The sequence below is a fragment of the Clostridium sp. DL-VIII genome, assembly GCF_000230835.1.
In the GTDB taxonomy this organism is placed as follows: Bacteria; Bacillota; Clostridia; order Clostridiales; family Clostridiaceae; genus Clostridium.
This window is the reverse complement of sequence record NZ_CM001240.1, coordinates 4943708-4965236: the sequence shown is the minus strand read 5'-3', so window position 1 is coordinate 4965236 and position 21529 is coordinate 4943708. Positions and strand designations below refer to the sequence as shown.

Here is a 21529-nt window from a genome sequence, read left to right as displayed (position 1 = left end):
TTGCAATTACAATCTTTGCAAAATGTCCACACTGCTATCTAGATAACAATTGCAAAATATTTGAAGTTATATCTTTACTGAATTGATACTTTTCTTTTGATGCAGCAGGATTAATTGCTGCTAAAGGTATTTTCATTTCATAAAGGGAGCCGTGAGTTCGTACGTCTTTAGTATTTAAATAAATACCTTCAATTTCGGCAAATGCATAATCTTCAGAGGCAAAAATGACGTAGTCTCCTATACTATTTATTGGCAAATGATAAAGTTCAGCAGCTTCTTTTTTGTTCAAAACTTTGTCAACTGATATTTGAGCAGACACAAATTGAAGATACTTTTCCATTTCATCTGCATTTTTCATATATACATAAAGTGTTCCACCTTCCTGATACCCATGATTTTCAATATATCTATCTTTTATTGGAGGTACGCATACAACATGAAAACCTGCTTGTTCAGATAAATTTTGAAAATTTACAAGAGTAGTTTTTTTATTCATTCCATGATCAGCAGTAATATAAATCTGGCGGGGTGGTTCTAATTCGTATATTTTTTTGATACAGTTATCAATATCGTTTATTTGCTTTTTAGCCTGTTCAGAGTTTGGCCCATAATGATGCATAATATAGTCGTTAGTAGTGCAGTACACTATTTCAGGAGATTCTTTTTGTATGCACGTGTAGGCTGCATCTAAAATCCATTTGCTACTTTCTACACTTTGTATTTTTGGCGGCATAGAAATGCCTAGCTGCTCTAAAAGGTTAAGAGCAGGCTTTTCAGCACTAATTCTTAAATCAACATCTTCTCCATATACTTCAAGAATCTTTCCTTTTACTGTCAATAAAGCAGTTTTACCACCAATACTTTTAATGTGCTGTAATATTGTAGTAGCCTTCATAAATCCTTTCTCTTGTATAAATCCAGACTTTCCTGTTATGTGATCATAAAAAAAATTTCCTACCATTTGTGTCTCATTTGGCCAAAGTCCTGACAGAATAGAAGCGTGATTAACGTTGGTTACTGTAGGAACTGCACCATAAATATTTTTTATGAACCCTCTTTGTTCACATAAACTATAAATATTTGGTGCATTTTCCAAAGTAAAATACTCTGGAGAGCACCCATCAATGACAACAATCAATATTTTTTGCATAATTCACATCCCCTTTAATCAAGACGCTTATTTGTTTTTAGATTATCACCTCTATAATGCTTTGTAAAATATGAATAATATTATATAATGATTAGTAAATACTTAACTATATGGAATGGGGGATTTCAATTGACAATTCGTGATTTAGAAATATTTGTAGAAGTTTGTACTCAAATGAGCATGAGTAAAGCTGCTCAAAAATTATATATATCGCCATCATCCGTCAGCCAGTCAATATCAGCGCTGGAGAATGAATATAATACAAAGTTATTTGAGCGATTATCTAAAAAACTATATTTGACTTCTAATGGAAAGGAATTGCTTTTTCATGCAAAACAATTATTATATGATTTAGGGCAAATGAACTTAAAAATGAGAAATCTTTCATATCAAGGACTAGTACGAATTGGGGTTTGTACCACAATTGGTCATAAACTGATTTATCCGATATTAGAGAAATTCCAGAACCTTTATCCTTCTGTAAATATTCAAGTTGAAATTGGAAATAGCTCCCACATAGAAGAAAAGATATTATCATATGATTTGGATGTAGCCATTATTCAAATGGAATCTCCTTGCAGTGAGTTAACATATATTGATTTTTTAGATGATAAACTAATACTTGTTTGCCATCCAGAAAATCACCTTGCTGAACAAACAATTAAAATTAATCAATTACGTTCGGAACCAATAATAGCCCGTGAACCTGGAAGTAGGACTCAAAAAATGCTTCAAGATATTTTTGATGAATCGCATATTATTCCTAATGTTACATGGATTTGCAAAAGTATTGATTCTATAAAAGAAGCTGTAATTCATAATAAAGGAATAGCACTTTTATCTCAATACTTAATACAAGACGAATTAAAAAACAGAAAAATAGCAAAAATAAATTTAGAAGAATATAACTGTAAAAGGAAGTTCTATGTTTCATATCATAAAAACAAGCACTTAACAGAATATATGCATAACTTTATAATGCTGTGTAGTGCAATAAAGGAGGAGAATCTCCAAAAGATGTGATAGCACTCTGGCTATATTACCTATATATTAAGAAGCATAATGCTCATGAGTTTATTAGGAGGTCAACGTATGGCAGAAGAATTAGCAAAAACAGCATGTATTAAGCCACAAACAGTAACATTTAATTTATTTAAAATGGTTAACTAAAATAAAAAATATTGCTAGAAATCAAAATTTCCAGCAATATTTTAATGATAAATTTTCTATTAATATATATATTGCACTAATAATTCTACATTTTCAAGAAATCCTGTAAGGATTTCAACTACAATTGTACATTGTCAATTGTTAATTGCAACATATGTATAAAATTATCTAGAGCCTCCATTTTTTAGAGTCTACTATATATTTTTATATTCCTTCCTTTACATTATTATAATTTAATTCTTCATAACCATCCTTTCTATGTCCTAAAGATCTTGCTTTTATAATCTTTACTAGTCCATACATTATAGCAGCAACTAAAGCTATAGGAATCAAGGTTCTAATACTTATTCCACCTTCGTTAGCAAATCCTAACTTTGAGCAGACTATATACATTGATATCATAAAGAATATTACAAATCCGCAAGCTTCATAACGGTATTTCCATGGTTTTATATCTACAACGTTATTATCTTTTAACGTATATTCTGTAGCTCTTGGTCTTATTTTGCCGATAACCAGCATGATTATACAGCTTACTACAAATAAAATAGCTAATTGATAAAGATAATGTATATCTGGCTTTATTACTAATTGGAGTGTTCCATAAGTTAATACAAATAATACTATAGATATTTTAGCAGCTATAGCTGGAACTTTCTTTGTCACATAACCAATGAATACTATTGTAAATATAGGAACATTGAAGAATCCATTAACTGTTTGTAAGTATTCAAATAATCCTTGTGGTGCATACATTATAAATGGTGCTATAGTCATAGAAATTATAGCTAAAATAAGTCCAAACAATTTACCTTTTGATATAATTTCTTTATCAGATTTGCCCTTTCCAAATACAGGACTATATACATTTAATGCAAATAAAGTTGAAGCACTATTTAAAACTCCATTAAATACGCTTAATACTGAACCAAACATAGCTGCTGCAAAGAAACCAATTAATGGTTTTGGTAATACATCATTTACTAGTCTTGAATATAATAAATCTGGGTTTTTAACTCCTGCTCCATAAATATGAAAAGCTATAATTCCAGGTATTATAACGACTAAAGGCGTTAATACTTTTAAAAGACCTGCAAAAATTATTCCTTTTTGGCCTTCTGCTAAGTTTTTAGCTGCTAATGCTCTTTGAATAATTGCTTGATCTGTTCCCCAATAATAAAGGTTAACTAAAATCATTCCTGTAAATATAGTTCCAAAAGGTATTGGATCATGTGATGTTCCTATGGCATTAAACTTTTCAGCATTATTTGCTAATATATTAGACAATCCAGTAGAAAAGCTGCCATGACCAAAATAAATAAGTCCGAATATAGGTACCATTAATCCACCAATAGCTAGTCCTATACCGTTTAAGGTATCAGATACTGCAACTGCTTTTAATCCACCAAGTATAGCATAAATAAATCCTATTATACCGATAACCCAAACCATAATCCAAACACTAGCTGTATAGCTTATACCAAAGGTTTCCTGAACGTTAAATATTTGAGCTAGTGCAATAGCACCTGAATAAAGAGTGATTGGAAGTAAATTTGAAACATAACCTAATAAAAATAATATTGAAACTATCTTTTTAACACCTGAATCAAAACGTTCTTCAAGAAAATCGGGTACAGTTGTAACCCCTTGTTTTAAATATCTTGGAAGTAAAAATAAAGCTACAATTACAAGGGTGACACCAGAACCAACTTCCCAGCCCATAACGCTCATATTACTGCTATAAGCCTGAGCGCTCATCCCAACAAAGTTAGATGCACTTAAATTTGTAAGTAATAAAGATGCACCAATAACGCCACCTGTTAAACTACGTCCACCTAAGAAGTAAGAATCCTTTGAATTATTTTTCTGTCCTTTTAATTTACGATAGGTAACGGTTGCTACCAATATGATACAAAATAAAAATGAAATAATGGTTAACATGTTTTTTCCTCCTTTTAAAGTAGAAACGTTTACTAAGTCCATAATATTTCCTGAATATTTTTATGGATATTAAATCTTCACATTCCTGTAATCTAGAAGATGTTATTGTTTTCTGTAATCGTTAATCATATTATATTGAAATCGTTCTATTATAAAAATTTAAATTATTAACTTTTCTTATAAAATATTAACTTAATTAAAAATAAATTTTTAAGATACATTTTATTCTTAACTTGTTATTTTTTTTCATGTGCCTTATAATTTCCTAAGGTGATGATTATGAAGATGAAAAAGATCACAAAAATAAGCAATAGAATAACTATATATTTTTCAATTATAATATTTGCATTAACTTTAGCTGTTACATCATCTATAAGTTATATTTTTTCTAGGGAGATAACTAAGCAGTATAATAATGTTGCGACGGAGAAAATAAATGTAATTTCTAAAATACTTAATGAAAATTTAGATTCTATAAGAAATGATGCTTACATGATTGAAAACGATACGAATATTTATGACTATATGTATAAAGTTAATAAAAACAATTCTGCTTATTCAGAAGCTAATACTGAATTTTTTGATAGTCTTTTAGAATATTCCAAAAGGAGTAATTATATAAGTTCTGTTATTCCATTAACAACAGATAAAAAAATAATGGATCCTTTATATTCACAATATCCTTATAGTGAATTAATTTATGGAAACAAGGAATTGGACAACTTCATTGAAAGTGGTTATTCAAACAAATTCTCAGCTCCTAACACTTTTCCATTTAATTATGAAAATCCTGATTATGAAAAAAAGACTAATATAACTTATTTTTCTAGGTATTTAGATAAAGAAAATTACTCGCTATTAGGGTATCTTATGATTAACATAAAGAAAAAGAATTTATTTGCAAACATAGATGACTATTGCAATGGGGGCTTTGATAGTACTTTTATTGTTGATCAAAATGGCAATTTGATCTATAAAATAGGAAATATCAATTATGATAAAGCAATGTTAGAAAAAATTAATAATGATACTGTAAAGGTCAAAAATGAAAAATATATTGAATTTAATAGTGTCATTGAAGCATATCCAGAATGGAGAGTTATTGGATTGATATCGTTAGATTCTTTAAATAAGAACCTTAATGATATTAAAGTACTAATTTGTTGTATTGGTATTTTCAGCATTATAGTCGTACTTTTTATAAGTCATATTACTTCAAGAAAAATTACTGATCCTATATATGATATAACAAAGGCAATGAATAAATTTGAAAATGGGGAATGGCCAGATAAGTTGGAAGCTAAAACTGAGGATGAACTTAAATATCTTATAATTAGTTTCAATAAGATGATTCACAATATGAAAAATTTAGTTGAACAAATTTATAAAGAAGAGGAAGAAAATAAAAAGCTTGAAGTAGAATCCATGAAAACTCAATTGGATTTATTGCAGTCTCAAATTAACCCTCATTTCATACATAATACCTTAAATACAATAAACTATTTGGCTATAAAAAATAATCAAGGAGAAATAAGAGAACTTATTCAATCATTTAACAGTCTGCTCAGACAAAGTATATCGACAAGTAAAAAGCTTATAACTTTAAAAGAGGAACTTACCTGTACACAAAATTATCTAAAAATACAAAAGTATAGATATGGAGATATAGTTAAACTAGTATGTAATATACCTGAAGAATTGAATAATTGTTTAGTACCGAAACTCATTCTTCAACCACTTATTGAAAATTCTCTTTATCACGGAATCGTGCCTAAAGGCTATGCTGGTACTATCATAATAGATATATCGCCGCAAAAAGATTTTATAACCATAAGAATTATTGATGATGGTGTTGGAATTGGTAAGAAGAAAGCTACCCACAAGGGCTTTAATGGGATAAGCCTGGATAATATAAGTGAAAGACTTAGATTATATTTTGGAAGTGAATATGACTTAAAAGTATATAGTAAAATTGGAATTGGAACCTGTATAGAATTTAATATTCCATACATTTATTAATATATATATGTTGAAATTAAAAATTTACAATGTACAATTGACAATTATGGTTGAAGCTCAAAGAGAAGGTTCGAGAAACCAAATGCAAGATTCGGACTCTCACTTTTCCTTATAGGATTTCTTCAAAAATTGTTAATTGCAAACCGTGCATTGCAAATTGCAATATATACAAGGAAAAATAACAAGTCCATGTGTGAGGGAGGTAAAAAACATGTATAAAGTAATGGTTGTAGACGATGAAATACCAGCACGGGAAATTTTATCTTACATTATAAATTGGGAAGAAACTGAATTTAAAATAGTGTATAGTGCGTCAAATGGTAAGGAAGCATTGAACAAATACTCTGATATAAAACCAGATCTTATTATTACAGATATACAAATGCCTATAATGGATGGCCTAGATTTAATAGAAGAAATACAAAAAATAAATAAAGCACAGAAATTTTTAATATTAAGCTGCTATGAAGATTTTACTTATGCTCAAAGAGCTATGAAAATGGGGGTAACAGACTATTTAATAAAAGATTTAATAACTCCCAATGATCTATACGGAATATTAGCCAAAACTAAAACAGATTTTGATAATATGAAGTTTAAAAGTGCTGAAACTAAAAATGAAAGTAAACTTTTAGAGTTTTTTAAAAAGAATAAAGATATCGCACTAAGAAAGCTTATATTTAATGATATAAGTGATGATGACTGTTATAGCTTTATTGAAAACCTTAACCTTAATTTAAAGGGAAAACTTTTTGCTTTATTCTTAATACAAATAGATAATTTTTTTAAATACATAGAAGATGAAGAATTTTATACAAAAACCTTAAATAATATAATAGGAAATGTTTCTGGAGTTATGGAAGAACTGAGTATTGGAGAATGCTTTTATAGTGAAAATGGGGAATTTACAGCTATTATGCGGCTAACTCCAACCATTAGTGAAGCAGATATAATAAATGAATGTTATTATTTAGCTCAGGAAATAAGACGAAGAGTTTCTAGTTGTAATAATATCAGCTTAACAATAAGTGTAAGCTCAACCTTTAAAAAACCATTTAGAATAAAAAAATACTTTGATGAAGCCTTTAAACTCTCTAAAATGAAGGTGTTTCTAGGCAATGACACCATAATTTTAAACAATACCTTCGTTAAAAATTTAAACTTTGATACTGACACGTTAACTAAAAGAATTAACGCTATCAATATAGCTATTGAGCAAAATGATATGGAAGACTTAAAATTAGAATTAACCCATTTATATGGCAAGGATATAAGGGGCTTTATGCAGTTTAATTATCTAAATTATATAAACTCTTCTCTCTTGGATTTAGTAGTAAGAACCTGCAATAGATATTCAATAACTTATGAAGATATTTTTTCAACTTCATACATACCTATAGAAATCCTATCAACAAAGGAAACCGTTGAAGAAATGAGAAGCTGGTTTATTGAGATATTTTCAAAAATAATAAATATCAAATGTAATAATTCTTTTAGAAACAAGTATAGCAAAAAAGTATCTGATTCCATTGAGTACATAAATAAAAATCTGTTTAACCAATCACTAAGTTTAACAGATATAGCAGAAAACATTAATGTACATAAAGTTTATCTTTGCAGAATATTTAAAGAAGAAATAGGCGAAAATGTAACACAATATATATTAAAGGCTAGAATAGAGAAATCTAAAGAAATTATTATATCTACCAATTATAAGCTTTACGAAATATCAGACAAACTTGGATTTAATAGTCCTCAACAATTTAGTATGCTGTTCAAAAAAGTCACAGGCATGACCCCAAACCAATTTAGAGACTCATATTTTAAAAATTTGTAATTTCGGACTTGCTATTTATCTTTATGTACCTAATTACTATATAAGTTGAGATAATGAAGCCACATAACTATTGCTTACATGAATACGAACGCAAAGTATTTAATTCAACTTATATGAAAACTTGTTGAAAGGAATTTATATTATATGAACAAGAGAATACTTTTAGCTTTTATTTTAATTTTATCTAGTTTTGCTTTTTCATGCGATACTGTAAGTAACAAACAGGATGCTAAGAAATCTAACCTAGTCATTGCTGTTATTTATAAAACTTTAGATGAAACTTGGTTTCAGGAAGAAAGTGAAGCTGCGAAAAGTAAGGCTTTAAAAATGGGAGCTAAAGAGGTAATTACTATAGACGCTAAAATGAATCCAGATGTGTATTTGTCTGCTTTGGACAACTTAATTACTCAAAAAGTAAACGGAATTTTAATATGTGTTCCTGATCAAAAACTAAGTAAAATAACCATAGAAAGGTGTAAGAAAGCAAATATTGCTGTTATCGCCTGTGATGATCCTCTTACTGATGAAGGAAGTTATCTTGCTCCATTTGTTGGAATAGATTCTAATCAGATTGGACGAGATATGACTAATCTTATGGTAGATTACTTAGAGAAAAATAATAAAATGACTAATCCTAATTCTTCTGGACTTTTGCTTATGTCAATGGATTCGGTATCTAGCTGTGCTCCTAGAACAGAAGGACAATTAGAGACGTTTAAAAACAGATTTCCAAGCTTTCCAAAAGAAAATATTTTTCAAGCGGAATATAATGGACAGTCAGAAAAAAGCTTTTATTCTGCAGCTTCCACTATTGCTAGTAATAAAAATATTGAAAATTGGTTTGTCATGTCAGCAAACGAAGCAGGCACCATTGGTGCAATAAAGGCACTTGAACAATCAAGCCTTGCAAAAAATGCTGTAGTTGTAGGAGTTGGAGGTTATGTAGCAAAAGATGAATTTCAAAAAGAAAATTCTCCTCTTATAGCTTCTGCATATATAAGCGCTACGGAGGTAGGGCAGATTGCGTCGCAGGAACTTATGGAAAATCTTTTGGATGGTAAAAATATACCGGATAAGTATTTAGTTACAGACAAAATAATTACTAAAGATAATTACCAAAACTTAATACTTAAATGATTTGGAATAATATTTATTGTTACTGCTCTGTTACTTTATAGTAGATGATCGGTGAAATATTTACATGACTTTATGTAATAAAGACAATCAACATACCAAGAATTAATGCTGATGGATTTTTTGAGGGAAGAATACCATTTCCTGAAATGAAAAAAATTCCCAATGCAACAAAAAATATTATAATAGCTATTTTTGCTATAGACATTACAGACTCTATGTATCCAAAATATTTGGTTCCAAGCCTATTTATAAATATCACTATAATTAAAGCAGCTAGAGAAAATATAGAAGATGAAATATTTGGAATCCAGTACTTTAAAAATATGCCTGCGGCAATAGCTTCAGAACCTAGTGTCAAAATTCCAGAAATAAATATTACCCATCCTAATAAGAAACCTGTAAATTTTCCCATGTATTGTTCTGCGTATACCCGGAAAGAGCCTTTAACAGGCCTATTTATACTTATACTTGTCATTGAACCAAGCACCTGGGACATGATTAAACCACCAAATAAAAATGCAATTATAATTTATTGCATTGATAGTTTTCAAATTTAAAATATTTATAAACTAGAAAGTCTACAAAGAATGGAATAGTATTTTTTTCATACATTGGATTGTATTCTATAGGAAGATTCATAATTGAAGGCATAAGAACAGATAGTTTAATGCCTGCAAATATTAGAATAGCTCAATTGGTAAGTTTAAGTGGAGTTATTGTATGGATAATATTTTTAGGACTAAATTATTATAAAAGAGTAGTAAGAGGAAGAATGTAATAATAGAAGTATAAAAAGTAGCAGATCAATATTTTTATATTGGTCTGCTACTTTTTATATATAAGTTGATTACCAAATGATAACATATTTCTGGAAAATATAGTTGTAATCTTAGTTCGTGATAAAGTTACAGATAAGAATAAATATATTTATTAGAATAAAGAAGAACTGTTCAAACAATATTAATTAATCCATATGGAATATTTTATATGAAATAATTATAGTAAATTCGGGGGTATCATAATGGAAAATATTTTAAAAGTCTGGAAGAAGTATTCATTTACACTATTAATCGCATTTATAGTATTAGGTATGTTTGATTTAAGGTTTGCAGTGGTAGCTTTAATATGCATGATAGCACCAGTAATCGTGTCTATTTTTAAAGGAAGGTTTTGGTGTGGGAATTTATGCCCAAGAGGAAATTTTTATGATAATGTAGTTTCTAAATTTAGTAATAAAAGAATACCACCTAAATTTTTCAAGTCATATTATTTTAGAGCAGTAATACTAACAATAATGATGACAATGTTTGTTTCAGGGGTATATAAAAATTGGGGTAACCTTTACGGTATAGGAATGGTAGTTTATAGACTAATTGTTGTAACAACGATAATAGGTATATTATTATCATTAGTATATAATCATAGAACCTGGTGTAACTTTTGCCCAATGGGAACTTTAGCATCAATCACAGGAAAGTTTAGAAAAAGTAATAAAGTATTGCATGTATCATCTTCATGTGTTTCATGTAAAATATGTGAAAAGAAGTGTCCAATAGGTTTAGTGCCATATGATTATAAAGGTGATATATTAAGTCATCCAGATTGTATTCAATGTGGTAAATGTGCTATTGCGTGCCCTAAAAAAGCAATAGGATATAATAAAATTATTATGAAATAAGAAGATTATGTTCAATACCTCTGTATTAAAGCAAAAAACAAAAAAATGTGAACAAGGTAGCACAAAAAACACGCTAATTCTAGCGTGTTTTTTGTAGTACATATTTCGAGTATTAATTAATATATCTTATTCAAATTGTTTATTTGTAGCTTTTATTCCTCTTTTTGTTCTTTCAACATAACCCTTTTTTATAAGACTTTCTAAAACTTCTTTATTCTTCAGAACTCCATTTAGATTAGGTTCTAATATTTTTATTTCTTTAACTTCGTTTGGAGTAAAAAACTCCAATGATCTAATAGTTAAATATAATTCCACTTCTTCAAGTCCAATGGCTTTTATCATTTTGGTATTAAACTATTTTTTATATATGATAAAGTCATTTAATCAATTCCTTCCTTTGTGATGATTCCAAGGTGTATAATAATATTTTTTGATAATTGGTTACATACGATTCATATCTTAATATTATATCAAGGCAAAAGATGGAGTTAAAATCATCTTATAAATAAAATACAAAATAATATGTATTTTAAAAGTAGAAAAAGCCTAATAATTTCGTCCATATAGCAACTGAAATTTGAAAAAATATAAAACTTATTTCCGAAATGGTTAAAAGATAATGTATAATATAAATGAATCATATTGAAATAATTAATAGCTTATAAAATTAAAAGTTTTATCGATCTAGTTAAATTGTAGATTATAAGTGTTATGAAAGAAGGTTTTTTAATTGATACAATTTTTATGGTTAACCCCATTAGGTTTTTTAGTTGGTGCATTTGGAACTTTAATTGGTGCTGGTGGTGGATTTATACTGGTACCTATTTTATTGCTACTATATCCGGACAAGAGTCCAGATACAATAACTAGTATTTCTCTAGCAGTTGTATTTTTTAATGCATTATCTGGCTCCTTTGCTTATTCTAGGATGAAACGTATTGATTATAAATCAGGAATAATTTTTGCAATAGCAACACTCCCAGGATCAATACTCGGATCAGTAATAACATCATATGTACCAAGGCAACTTTTTAATGGAATATTTGGTGTAATACTAGTTATAGTATCAATATTTTTAATTGTAAGAACAAAGGAAGAAAGAAGAAGTAATAATATAGTAGTTAAGAAGGGCTATATTACAAGAACAGTAATAGATAATGAAGGAACAGAGCACACATTTTCATATAATCCGGTTATTGGAATAGTTGTAAGTGTTTTTGTAGGCTTTATGTCTAGCTTTTTAGGAATAGGGGGAGGAATAATACATGTTCCAGTACTTGTCAATATATTAAATTATCCGGTTCATATTGCAACTGCTACGTCACATTTTGTTTTAGCAGTAATGTCATTATCAGGAACTGTGGTTCATATAGTTGACGGGGTGCTACAATCTAGTGTAATGCAAACAGCAGCATTATCCATTGGAGTATTATTTGGAGCTCAATTAGGTGCTAGACTTTCAAAGAAAATTCATGGAGTTGCAATAATTAGAAGTCTTGCAGTTGCATTAGCTATTGTAGGAGTAAGAATATTTATTATGGCATTTTAAAGGATAAGGACAGTAATTTTGCTTCGAAAATTATTTAATAAAGATGAAATTAATATATATTTAAACAGTTGTATATATTGATTTTTCTGCATCTCGTACATATTGTTATTTTTATAAGCGTATCTAAAATGAAGATGATAATTAAATAAAAAGTTTAATGATAAAAAGAGAGGAAACGAAAAATAGTTTATCCTCTCTTTTTTTGAAGGCGTTTATATATGTGATTAAATCACATATATTTATGAAATACTAATATATAATAAAGCCATGGAGGGAAGCAAATGATGACTAATGCTGATGTTACATTGAATAATAAGTTAAAAAATATTGAAGCTTTATACAGCCAATATCCTGTATTAGAGAAGATTGATAAGAAGAATAATAGAATGATAAGTGAGCATGCCAATTTTAAAAATTTACATGCTGATGAATATATAGCTGGAGCAGAGGAAACATGCCATGGAATTTTATTTGTACTAGAAGGAATAATTAATATCCAAAAGATAAACATAAATGGAGCGCAGACAAATTTATATAATATAAAACAAGGAGAGTTCTGTCATGAAGCTCTAAGCTGTGTATCAAACTTCGAATCATTAAATATAAATGGAAAAGCAATTCAATATTCAGAAATATGCATTATTCCGCTTGAGATAGTAAAACGATATATTATAGTTGATGAGGAATTCTTACTATACATATATGAAGATTTATATAAGAAATTTAATGCTGTTCTAGAGAACAAAGAAAATATGATTCATGAATCACTGGAAAAATGTTTGGATTTTTCAAGAAAAATAATGGAAGAGTAATTAATGTAAATGATATGGATGATTTAATTGGGAAAGTCGAATTAATAGATATAAGAGAAAAGTATGAATATGCAGGTGGAAGTATAAAAAGTGCCAAAAATATTCCAATGGGTGAACTTTTGAATAACACAGAAAAGTATTTAGATAAAAACAAAGAATATTATATAATGTGTCAATCAGGTGGAAGAAGTACAAGAGCCTGCAATACACTTACAGGACAAGGATTTAATGTTGTTAATGTTAGTGGTGGAATGGGTTCGTATGCAGGAACTAAAAGAAAATAGTCAAGTTAATATATTTGTTTAAATATTTTTTAAAGGGAAAATTTGATGATTACAGAATAGTGTTAAATCCAATAATCAAAAAATTAGGTATGAGAGGAGAATAAATATGAAGAGAAAAATATTAATAGTTGGTGGAGTTGCAGGGGGAGCATCTGCTGCAGCAAGACTTAGAAGGCTTAGTGAAGAAGATGAGATAGTAATGTTTGAAAAAGGACCTCATGTATCTTTTTCAAATTGTGCACTCCCATATCATTTGAGCGGAATGATAGATGAAGCTGATAAATTAGTTTTAATGAGTCCAGAAAAGTTTTTAGTTCAATATAATATTAAGGCCAAAGTAAATAATGAAGTATTATCAATAAGTAAGGAAGAAAAGTATGTAACAGTTAAAGACTTATTAACTGGGGAAACATATAAAGAAAGTTATGATAAGTTAGTGTTATCTCCAGGAGCTAAACCAATTGTGCCTAATATTCCTGAAATTGAAGAAGTGAATATTTTTACAATAAGAAATGTAGCCGATATAGATAAGTTAAATAAATATGTTAAGTCAAGTGATGCAAAAGATGTAGCAGTTATTGGAGGTGGATATATAGGAGTTGAAGCAGCAGAAAATTTAAGAGAAGCAGGGCTTAATGTATCATTAATAGAAGCTACTGATCAAATATTAAGACCTTTTGATTACGATATGGTTCAAATTCTTCACAAAGAACTTTATGATCATGGAATAGATTTAATCGTAGAAGATAAGGTTGAAAAATTTGAGCGGGATACAGTAGTTTTAGCATCAGGTAAAAAGGTTAATGCTAAAGTTGTTGTAATGGCTATTGGTGTTTCACCGGAAACTTCATTAGCCAAAGAGGCAGCTTTAGATATTGGTGAAACTGGAGCAATGAAAGTAGATACAAATTATAGAACAAATGATGGTGATATTTATGCAGTTGGAGATGCTATAGAAGTTTATAATTCTTTAACTCATTCTAACGTAAAATTATCCTTAGCAGGCCCAGCTCAAAAGCAAGCAAGATCAGTTGCAGACCATATAAATGGAAAGAAAGGTTTGAACAATGGATATATTGGTTCATCAGCTATAAAGGTTTTTGATTATAATGGAGCATCAACAGGCTTAAATGAAGCTCTTATAAATGTTCTAAATATGAAAATACAATATGATGTTGTAAGAGTAATACTTACAGATAAAGTGGGAATTATGCCTAATTCATCACCAGTACATTTAAAATTATTATTTGAAGTTCCAACTGGAAAGATTTTGGGAGCCCAAGCTATAGGTAAAGGTGATGTTACAAAGAGAATTGATGTGATTGCTACAGCTATAAAATTTGGTGGAACTGTAGAGGATTTAAAGGATTTAGAACTATGTTATGCACCACCATTTTCTACTGCAAAAGATGTAGTTAACTATGCTGGATATGTTGGCTCTAACCTCTTAAATGGTGACTTTAAACAGGTAAATGTTGATTTAGTAAGAGGACTTGTTGAGCATAATGCTCATATAATAGATGTAAGAGAAAGAGGCGAGTTTGCAAACGGTCATGTTAAAAATGCAGTTAATATACCATTAAGTGAACTAAGACAAAGATTAAATGAAATACCAAAAGATAAACCAGTATTTTTACACTGTAGAACTGGTCAAAGAAGTTATAATGCTACCTTAGCACTTCAAAACTTAGGATTTAATAATGTTTATAATATCACAGGAAGCTTTTTAGCATTATCCTTTTATGAATATTTTAATGATAAGACTAAGAATAGAGAAAGTATTGTGACTGAATATAATTTTAAATAAAGTTTTGAAAATGCTAATAAAAAACCACTCAAGTTAGTTATAAATTTGAGTGGTTTTATAGATGATTTTAATTTTAGTATTTAATAATAGAAAATAAGAAGTAGTATAATATTTGGAAAGTAATTGTATTAATAAACAAGGTTCATATTCTCATTATTACATTAATAAAATGTTTATAGGTAGAAATAGTCAAGAGGTATCTATATCAATTTATTTTGATTTCAAAACTATTGAAGAGCCTATAGGAGATAATCATTTAAGGCAACAAAAACAATTTATATTAGAAGAATTGTCGCAATATGATGGAAGTAATGGGAAATCAGCTTATGTGGCAGTTGATGGTATAGTCTATGATTTAAGTAATGTAGAAGCATGGGCAGGAGGGAAGCATTTTGGTCTTACAGCTGGAAAAGATTTAACATCTGAATTTAACTCTCATCATGGGATAAAAAAAGTTCTTAACGATAAACCAAAGGTTGGAATACTTATAGAAAGTAAACAGAAGAATATGGACTCTATAGCTAGGCTAACATTGGCAGATACATATGATTTTAGTCCTGATGATTGGATTGAGTATATTATGCCATTAGTTGATAATGCATTAGAAGAAGCTACTGGTGGAGTTAGTTTAGAGCATTTATTTCAAAAATATATCATGATAGGTATACTAGTAGGGCAAGGGATGACTTTTAAGGAAGCTACTGGTGAGATAGAAGATTGGGAAAAGACTGGTATATCTAAGCTATTAGATCAAAGTAAGGGGAAGCAAGTTTATTAGGAGCAAATTGAATAAAACTAATAGTTAGAAGAGATGGAAATTTCCATCTTCTTTTTGTTGGTTAAATTTGCATTTGCCAAAAACCTATGATAAAATATATTTAATAATAATAATTATTAAATAACAAGGAGAGAGAAAAATGGCGGCATTTCAATGGAAAGAAGAATATAATTTAAATATTGGGGAAATTGATAAACAACATAGAAAATTACTTGAAATAGGAAGAAGAGCATATGACATTGCGGTAATAGATGATGGATATGATAGGTATGATGAAATAATGACAATAATTGATGAGCTTTTAGATTATACAAAATATCATTTTGAATATGAAGAAAAAATGCTTAAAGAATGTAATTATGATCATATTCATACTCAGGAAGAAGAACATGGGCATTATGTATATAAGATGAATGAAGTTGCTTCTAGGGATGAAGAGGATATCGATGATAATCAAAGAAAAGTAATATTGGAGCTTATAGATTTTCTATCTGAATGGATTAGTAAGCATATTAATGTGGAAGATAGAAAATATGCTTTATTTTTAAAAACAGTTTAATAAAATTAAGAGAGGACGGCAAAATAGCTATCCTCTTTTTATTTTTAATGTTAATTTATAAATCTATTATTAAATTTTATTTTTTGTTATTTTACAGCCAATATCAATAGGTTTAGCATGATATACAGAGGTAGTAACAATAGCACTGGCTCCTGTCTTAGCATAATCTTCAATATTACTTTCATTTATGCCTCCAGAAGCTAAAATGATAATAGAAGGATTGATGTTTTTAAGAATATCTACATATGATTTTAAAACATCATGTGGTATTTTATCAAACTGAATGCCATCGATACCATTTTTGCAAAGTTTAATAGCATCATCTATATTTTCCACTTCGGCTATTATTTTTTTCTCGCAGGCTTTAGATTTTATACTTTCTAAATCTTTAATAAGTTCTTCAATTCCGCCTAAAAAGTTTAAATGTTGCTTAAATATCAATATGGTTTCTGATAATCCTAGTCTATGGGGAAATCCACCTCCTGCAATTACAGCTTTAATCGCTAATTCTTTAGTTCCAGGAATAACTTTTCTTGTAGTCATAACATGTAGATTAGGATTTATTGAAGAAGCTTTGTCGACTAATTTTTTTGTTGCTGTAGCAATTCCAGAGCTGTAATCAAGAAGGTTCTGAGATACTTTCCATGCTGTGTGTAAATTTTCAACATTCCCCTCTCCCTCAAGAAAAATTTCATCTTTTTTTATTAAAGTTCCAGAAGGTCGAGTTTTAATTAGCTTTATGCCTAATTTACTAAATATTTTTGCAACCTCTTCACAACCACAAAGAACAGCATTGTCTCTAGTAAAGAATTGTATTTTACCTATTTGATTATTAAGTCCTAAAATTAAAGTGGTTAAATCTATATATGGTACATCTTCCTTAATAAATCTGTCAATAAGTTCATCTGAAATATACATTGTGTAACGCCCCCTTTTGATATTTTTATTAATTTATATTAGACTCTTTATCAAAGCAAGTCAAGAATTTTTATTAGCATTTGACAATAATAAAATTAAAAGTTATTGAATTTAAAATATAGATAATGTATAATATAACAAAACATGGTAAAGTGCAATGATGTGAGAGAGATGGGTTGCGTTTTATCATGTTTTATTTTTAGTAATAATATAGGGGGAAGATATATGAATTTGAGAAAAGCTACAGTAGTAGGATTAATTAATTTAATGGTACTTACAATGTTTATAGGATGTACTAAAATACAAAATTTTGCACAAGGAAATACAGCACGTAAAAATACAGAAGTTCAAGTTAATACACCAGAAGCTAAAAAATATGCAGGGAAATCATTACTAGTATATTGCGCTGCAGGAATAAATGATCCAATGAATGCTATTGGAGAAAAGTTTAAAGAAAAATATGGTGCAGAGGTTCAATTTACGTATGCTAATTCGACTGAACTTATAAGTCAGATGGAAATATCCCAAAAAGGTGATATGTGCGTTTTAGCATCTGTAGAAGATTATCAGTCTGCAAAAGATAAAAATCTAATTAAAGATGAAAAGGAATTAGCTAAGCACATACCTGCTATTGCAGTACCTAAAGGAAATCCAGCAAATATAAAATCATTAAAAGATTTTGGAAATTTAGGAGTTAAGGTTATTCTAGGTGATCCACAAGTAACTCCTTTAGGAAAGCTTGCAAATAAATTATTTGAAGAACAAGGCATATTGAATTCTGCAAAAAATAATATGGTGGCTACATTTAGTACGGTAAATGAAGTAGTTACTTTTCTTTCTCAAGGTAAAGCAGATTGCTCTATTGTGTGGGAGGATAATGTTTTAAATGCATCTAAAAATTTAGATTTAATAAGTATTCCTGAAAGTGAAAATATGGTTAAAACAATTCCAATATGTATATTAGAAAGTTCAAGTGAAAGCGAATTAGCAAAAGAATTTATGAACTTTTCAGTATCTGCTGAGGCAAAGGAAATATTAAAAAAATTCAATTTAAAACCGATTGAATAAGGTAACCTGCATTATGTTTAAAAAGAATTACGAAGATATTATCTTTAAAATCATAATAGGAATATTTGTAATTATACTTTCTGTATTAATATTATTTACAATATGGTCAGTATTAAAAAGAAGTGCTCCTTATATATTAGAAAGTCTTATGGATACAGAAATTCAATTTTCTATAAAAACTACGCTATATACTTCAACGGTAGCTACTTGTATTTCTTTGTTATTTTCCATTCCTATTGCATATGGATTAGCAAAATATAATTTTTTCGGAAAAGGAGTAATTAGCGGAATAATACAAATTCCAAATTCGATTCCACCTATTGCATCGGGAATTGCATTGTTGTTATTATTCAGTAATGAAAAAATCAGTGTTTTTCTAAATAAAATACATCTTGACCCAGTGTTTTCGACTAAAGGAATTATATTGGCTCATTTTTTTATTAATGCACCATATATGATTAGAATTATAAGAACAGCCTTTGAGGAAATAAATCCTAAACTTGAATTTATTTCGAGGACTTTGGGATATGGAAACTTTGGAACGTTTTTTAAAGTGAGTATTCCTATGGCTAGGAATGGTTTGATTACTGCTATTATAATAACTTGGACTAATACCCTTGGTGAATTCGGAACGGCATTAATGCTTGCAGGTTCTATTAGGATGAAAACGGAGACATTACCAGTAGCAGTATTTTTAAATTTATCAGGTGGAAATTTAGATAAAGCTTTAGCAGCGGCAACTATTTTAATAATTATTTCTATAATAGGATTATTTTCTTTTGAATTTATAAGTAAAAAAGATAGTTTATATTAAAAGAAGCGGAAGGGAGGAGGTGTTGTGCTTAAAGTTAATCATGTATATAAAAAATTTGGAGAATTTGAACTTAAAGATATAAGTTTTCAAGTAAATGATGGGGAATATTTTGTAGTATTAGGGCCTACGGGAACAGGAAAAACGGTTATACTAGAATCAATTGCTGGAATGCATAATATAGATAAAGGTGATATTTATATTGATAATATTAATATCACAAAAACACCACCAGAAAGAAGAAATATAGGACTTGTATATCAAAGCTATTTACTATTTCCGCATTTATCTGTAAGAGATAATATAGAATTTGGGCTTAAGGCAAGAAAAATGAAGAAAAGCGAAATAAACAGAGCGTTAAGTGAAATAGTTGAAATGATTAATATAAAATATTTGTTAAATAGGAAGCCGCAAAATTTAAGTGGTGGAGAAAAGCAGAGAGTAGCTTTTGCAAGAGCCATTATTACAAAGCCTAAAATACTTTTATTAGATGAGGTTAGTAGCGCTTTAGATCCAAAAACTAAAAGGGAATTTCAAATTAATTTAAAGAAAATACATAAAAAGTTACATACGACAACAATTCATGTGACTCATGATTTTAATGAAGCGATGTATTTAGCGGATAGGATAGCAGTCATTAATAAAGGTAAAATATGTGAGATAGGACAGCCTGAGGATATATTTAAAAATCCAAAAACAGATTTTGTGGCTGAATTTATAAGTTGTAGTGGATTAGATTGGATAGATAAAAAATAATCAAAGGTAAATTTTATAGCAACTCATCTGAAAGATCAATAGAGATTATAACAGATAATGCTAAATAGATTGAAATGAAAAAGCCACCCGGATTTTAATCGAGTGGCAATTTATATGTTCCCTATAATATTTATAAAATGATAATTTACCTTTTTATAACATAATAAAGTAAATTATACTTCTCATGGTAATATCGAAAAAGTTGGTAAAGTTTAATTTTGGTAAAAGTATACTTATTTATCTAGACTTAAAATTGTTCCAGTTCTATTTATAAATGAATTTTTACAATTTTCATGAATAGCATTAACAGCATTTTCACCAGTACAATGAGATAATCCTAATAAGTCAGGAGTCAAATTATTTATACACTTAATAGATTTTTCTATTCTATCAGGATTTGCTTCGATAAGATGTGTTCCACCAATTATTCCAGCTATTTTTTCATTAGTTCTATCCTTGATGGTTTGTACAATATTTAAAAATCCTGGGTGGGCACATCCAAGTAATACTACAATTCCATTTTTAGTTTTAAGACCTAGAGAGATTTCATCATTAAAAGTATCTACTTCATACTTATCTCCGACTTTAAGCTGCATATCTTTATTTAATTTCTCAAAGTCATAATATTTGTTAAAATTAGTAAATATAAAGACATCGTCACTTACTTTAAGAATATCATCATGTACAAAATCAATGAATATATTTTTGCTCTCAATATATTTCTTATCAAAATCAATGCCTACATAAGTATAGCCGCTTTCTTTTGAAAAATCAGATTTTAGATTTCCATCAGAATAGTGGTATCTTTCAGCTTTTTCAAAAAAATATTCACTTACTATAAGTTTTGGAGTTATATTATATGTTTCTAATAATCTTCTTACTCCGCCGCAGTGGTCATAATGAGCATGGCTTAAAATTAAAACATCTACACTTTTAAGATCTATATTTAATTTTTCAGCATTGTCAATAAAATCACCAGATTTTCCTGTATCAAAAAGGATATTACAATTATCAGTTTTGATAAACATAGATAAACCATGTTCGTATTTTAATAATTTATTTTCATCTTGAGTATTTTCAATTAAAGTTGTTATTTTCATTTTTACTTCTCACCCTCATACAATAAATAGTATTTTTGGTTTTTAATTTATCATAAGTAAAATTATAACATAATATAATAGAAATTAATAGCATTTGACAATAACCTAAAAAGAGAATAATATAATATTGGCAAATGCTAATTAAAGTTGGGAGA

Annotated in this window: 20 protein-coding genes and 1 pseudogene; 15 read left to right on the top strand and 6 right to left on the bottom strand. The window is 28.6% G+C overall.

Features of this window, described 5'->3' with window-relative positions:
• Nucleotides 1–34 precede the first annotated feature (34 nt).
• Nucleotides 35–1150, bottom strand: coding sequence for an alkaline phosphatase family protein (locus CDLVIII_RS22915; protein WP_009171858.1), 1116 nt, complete (start codon nucleotides 1148–1150; stop codon nucleotides 35–37).
• A gap of 129 nt (nucleotides 1151–1279) precedes the next feature.
• On the opposite strand from CDLVIII_RS22915, the gene CDLVIII_RS22910 reads away from it, so the two are divergent.
• The gene (locus CDLVIII_RS22910; RefSeq protein WP_009171857.1) at nucleotides 1280–2173 is read left to right on the top strand and encodes a LysR substrate-binding domain-containing protein; all 894 of its coding nucleotides are present in this window, start codon (nucleotides 1280–1282) and stop codon (nucleotides 2171–2173) included.
• Between the two features lie 351 nt (nucleotides 2174–2524).
• On the opposite strand, the gene CDLVIII_RS22905 is transcribed toward CDLVIII_RS22910, so the two are convergent.
• Nucleotides 2525–4261: a solute:sodium symporter family transporter gene (locus tag CDLVIII_RS22905; RefSeq protein WP_035301896.1), complete on the bottom strand. Its 1737-nt coding sequence runs from the start codon at nucleotides 4259–4261 to the stop codon at nucleotides 2525–2527.
• Nucleotides 4262–4540: 279 nt separating this feature from the next.
• Here CDLVIII_RS22905 and CDLVIII_RS22900 point away from each other — a divergent pair, with 279 nt between their 5' ends.
• The 3 genes from CDLVIII_RS22900 to CDLVIII_RS22890 all read left to right on the top strand — a co-directional run bounded on the left by CDLVIII_RS22900 (nucleotide 4541) and on the right by CDLVIII_RS22890 (nucleotide 9254).
• On the top strand, nucleotides 4541–6280 hold the full coding sequence (locus tag CDLVIII_RS22900) for a histidine kinase (protein WP_009171855.1): 1740 nt from the start codon (nucleotides 4541–4543) through the stop codon (nucleotides 6278–6280).
• 211 nt (nucleotides 6281–6491) lie between these two features.
• A complete protein-coding gene (locus tag CDLVIII_RS22895; RefSeq protein ID WP_009171854.1) occupies nucleotides 6492–8117 on the top strand; it encodes a response regulator in 1626 nt (541 codons plus the stop codon).
• 144 nt (nucleotides 8118–8261) lie between these two features.
• Nucleotides 8262–9254 (top strand): substrate-binding domain-containing protein, encoded by a 993-nt coding sequence (locus CDLVIII_RS22890; RefSeq protein WP_009171853.1) that lies wholly within the window; start codon nucleotides 8262–8264, stop codon nucleotides 9252–9254.
• Between the two features lie 70 nt (nucleotides 9255–9324).
• On the opposite strand, the gene CDLVIII_RS22885 is transcribed toward CDLVIII_RS22890, so the two are convergent.
• Nucleotides 9325–9729, bottom strand: a complete 405-nt coding sequence (locus CDLVIII_RS22885; RefSeq protein ID WP_242835795.1) for an amino acid permease — start codon at nucleotides 9727–9729, stop codon at nucleotides 9325–9327.
• A gap of 96 nt (nucleotides 9730–9825) precedes the next feature.
• Between CDLVIII_RS22885 and CDLVIII_RS30230 the strand changes: the two are divergent.
• Both CDLVIII_RS30230 and CDLVIII_RS22880 read left to right on the top strand, forming a co-directional pair.
• Nucleotides 9826–10032, top strand: a pseudogene (locus CDLVIII_RS30230) (prolipoprotein diacylglyceryl transferase family protein); the annotation flags it as partial.
• Nucleotides 10033–10275: 243 nt separating this feature from the next.
• A complete protein-coding gene (locus CDLVIII_RS22880; protein WP_009171852.1) occupies nucleotides 10276–10932 on the top strand; it encodes a 4Fe-4S binding protein in 657 nt (218 codons plus the stop codon).
• A gap of 126 nt (nucleotides 10933–11058) precedes the next feature.
• On the opposite strand, the gene CDLVIII_RS22875 is transcribed toward CDLVIII_RS22880, so the two are convergent.
• On the bottom strand, nucleotides 11059–11274 hold the full coding sequence (locus CDLVIII_RS22875) for a hypothetical protein (protein WP_009171851.1): 216 nt from the start codon (nucleotides 11272–11274) through the stop codon (nucleotides 11059–11061).
• 388 nt (nucleotides 11275–11662) lie between these two features.
• Between CDLVIII_RS22875 and CDLVIII_RS22870 the strand changes: the two genes are divergently transcribed.
• The 6 genes from CDLVIII_RS22870 to CDLVIII_RS22845 all read left to right on the top strand — a co-directional run bounded on the left by CDLVIII_RS22870 (nucleotide 11663) and on the right by CDLVIII_RS22845 (nucleotide 16721).
• Complete coding sequence (locus tag CDLVIII_RS22870) at nucleotides 11663–12481, top strand: sulfite exporter TauE/SafE family protein (protein ID WP_009171850.1); 819 nt, start codon at nucleotides 11663–11665, stop codon at nucleotides 12479–12481.
• Between the two features lie 281 nt (nucleotides 12482–12762).
• Entirely contained in the window at nucleotides 12763–13293 is a 531-nt protein-coding gene (locus CDLVIII_RS22865) for a cyclic nucleotide-binding domain-containing protein (RefSeq protein WP_009171849.1), read from the top strand.
• Complete coding sequence (locus CDLVIII_RS22860) at nucleotides 13257–13577, top strand: rhodanese-like domain-containing protein (protein ID WP_009171848.1); 321 nt, start codon at nucleotides 13257–13259, stop codon at nucleotides 13575–13577. The genes CDLVIII_RS22865 and CDLVIII_RS22860 overlap by 37 nt, the downstream gene beginning before the upstream one ends.
• A gap of 106 nt (nucleotides 13578–13683) precedes the next feature.
• Nucleotides 13684–15384 carry an FAD-dependent oxidoreductase gene (locus CDLVIII_RS22855; protein ID WP_009171847.1) on the top strand — a complete coding sequence of 567 codons (1701 nt, stop codon included), beginning with the start codon at nucleotides 13684–13686 and terminating at the stop codon, nucleotides 15382–15384.
• Nucleotides 15385–15553: 169 nt separating this feature from the next.
• Complete coding sequence (locus CDLVIII_RS22850; protein WP_085959830.1) at nucleotides 15554–16162, top strand: cytochrome b5 domain-containing protein; 609 nt, start codon at nucleotides 15554–15556, stop codon at nucleotides 16160–16162.
• A 139-nt stretch (nucleotides 16163–16301) separates the two neighbouring features.
• Nucleotides 16302–16721, top strand: coding sequence for a bacteriohemerythrin (locus CDLVIII_RS22845; protein ID WP_009171845.1), 420 nt, complete (start codon nucleotides 16302–16304; stop codon nucleotides 16719–16721).
• A gap of 69 nt (nucleotides 16722–16790) precedes the next feature.
• Here CDLVIII_RS22845 and modD read toward each other — a convergent pair whose 3' ends face one another.
• Nucleotides 16791–17639: a ModD protein gene (gene modD / locus CDLVIII_RS22840; protein ID WP_009171844.1), complete on the bottom strand. Its 849-nt coding sequence runs from the start codon at nucleotides 17637–17639 to the stop codon at nucleotides 16791–16793.
• Between the two features lie 225 nt (nucleotides 17640–17864).
• Between modD and modA the strand changes: the two genes are divergently transcribed.
• The 3 genes from modA to CDLVIII_RS22825 are packed head-to-tail and all read left to right on the top strand — an operon-like array spanning nucleotide 17865 to nucleotide 20274.
• Nucleotides 17865–18707, top strand: a complete 843-nt coding sequence (modA, locus tag CDLVIII_RS22835) for a molybdate ABC transporter substrate-binding protein (protein WP_009171843.1) — start codon at nucleotides 17865–17867, stop codon at nucleotides 18705–18707.
• Nucleotides 18708–18720: 13 nt separating this feature from the next.
• Entirely contained in the window at nucleotides 18721–19521 is an 801-nt protein-coding gene (locus CDLVIII_RS22830; protein WP_009171842.1) for an ABC transporter permease subunit, read from the top strand.
• A 24-nt stretch (nucleotides 19522–19545) separates the two neighbouring features.
• Nucleotides 19546–20274, top strand: coding sequence for an ABC transporter ATP-binding protein (locus tag CDLVIII_RS22825; RefSeq protein ID WP_009171841.1), 729 nt, complete (start codon nucleotides 19546–19548; stop codon nucleotides 20272–20274).
• 233 nt (nucleotides 20275–20507) lie between these two features.
• Here CDLVIII_RS22825 and CDLVIII_RS22820 read toward each other — a convergent pair whose 3' ends face one another.
• Nucleotides 20508–21374, bottom strand: coding sequence for an MBL fold metallo-hydrolase (locus tag CDLVIII_RS22820; RefSeq protein ID WP_009171840.1), 867 nt, complete (start codon nucleotides 21372–21374; stop codon nucleotides 20508–20510).
• Nucleotides 21375–21529: the final 155 nt, after the last annotated feature.